Source organism: Oleiphilus sp. HI0132, from assembly GCF_001635845.1.
Genome location: NZ_LWGJ01000017.1, coordinates 1 through 1,379 on the forward strand (window position 1 = coordinate 1; position 1,379 = coordinate 1,379).

A 1,379-nucleotide genomic window follows, 5' to 3' on the forward strand; every position below is an offset into this window, starting at 1 on the left:
GTGAGTAATGCAGAAATCGGTATTCACCTGACAGCAGGTTCCGAGAACAATATTATTGCTAAAAACACCTTTATCAAAAACCAGACTCAAGTGAAATACGTCGCGACCCGCAAACAAGAATGGAGCCTCGACGCCCAAGGTAATTACTGGAGCGACTATTTAGGCTGGGATATGAACAATGATCAAATTGGCGATACCTACTTCGAACCCAATGACAGTATCGACAAGCTACTATGGAAGTTTCCTCAGGCAAAAATGCTAATGGATAGCCCTGCAGTATTGTTACTACGTTATATCCAAAAACAATTCCCGGTACTTAAATCGCCTGGGGTAAGAGATAGTTTCCCTCTCATGACACCGCCCGCTCGTAAGGTAGCCAGCCCATGACGTCCCCTTCTTCTGACCTTGTTGTTAAGCTTGACTCAGTCTCCAAACATTATGGCGAGCTAAAAGCACTCGAGGCAATCAATCTGGACTTGCCTCCAGGCGAAGTGCTTGGCTTGTTTGGTCATAACGGCGCTGGCAAAAGTACGCTGATGAAAATCATCCTGGGCGTGCTTGAGCCTTGTCAAGGCGAAGTACTAACCCTTGGCCAGTCACCTCGAGACAAAAAAGCTCACCACATTCGCCAGAAGTTTGGTTATCTACCCGAAAATGTTAGCTTTTATGATCACCTAAGCGGGCGCGATATACTCACTTACTTCGCCAAACTTAAAGGCTTTAAAAAGAACGAGGCTGAACGGTTACTTGAGAGTGTTGGCCTTCAAGCTGCAGCAAATCGAGCAGTCAAAACCTACTTTAAAGGTATGAGGCAGCGCCTTGGTTTGGCGCAAGCACTGCTAGGCAAACCTAAACTATTATTACTGGATGAGCCCACCGTTGGCTTAGACCCTATCGCAACCGATTATTTTTATCGTACGGTAGACGAACTACGAAGCGATGGTTGCGCAGTGATTCTTTGTTCTCATGTTCTCCCTGGTGTTGAAGCGCATATCGACAGAGCTATGATACTAGGTGGCGGGAAGCAATTAGCCTTGGGTAATCTTGAAACGCTTCGCCAGCAAAGCGAGCTGCCTATCGAGATCAAAGCGCATGGCTTAGCAGCGAATGAAATTCCCAGCGAACTCATGCAGTATCAAAATGCGGTCGCCTGTGCGGCTGGCCAGCAATCTCTGCTTGTGCCGACGAAAGATAAAATGTCCGCCCTTAGAACACTCTCGGGAAATACAAGCATCAGCGACCTGGAGATCAAGCAACCTTCCTTGCAGGAAATATACAGCCACTTTATTCGCAAGGGAGAGCAATAAATATGGATAAAATACTAACTGTCGCCTCAAAAGAATTTAAAGATGGCTTCCGCAATCGCTGGACTTTGGCGA

The 1,379-nt window shown here is 46.7% G+C and carries 2 protein-coding genes; both read left to right on the forward strand.

Annotation, left to right across the window (positions count from 1 at the left end; translation table 11 throughout):
• On the forward strand, positions 1 to 387 hold a 387-nt coding region (locus tag A3766_RS00380; RefSeq protein WP_304440914.1), incomplete at its 5' end, for a NosD domain-containing protein.
• Complete coding sequence (locus A3766_RS00385; RefSeq protein ID WP_068507636.1) at positions 384 to 1,307, forward strand: ABC transporter ATP-binding protein; 924 nt, start codon at positions 384 to 386, stop codon at positions 1,305 to 1,307. The genes A3766_RS00380 and A3766_RS00385, both read left to right, overlap by 4 nt.
• Positions 1,308 to 1,379 lie beyond the last annotated feature (72 nt).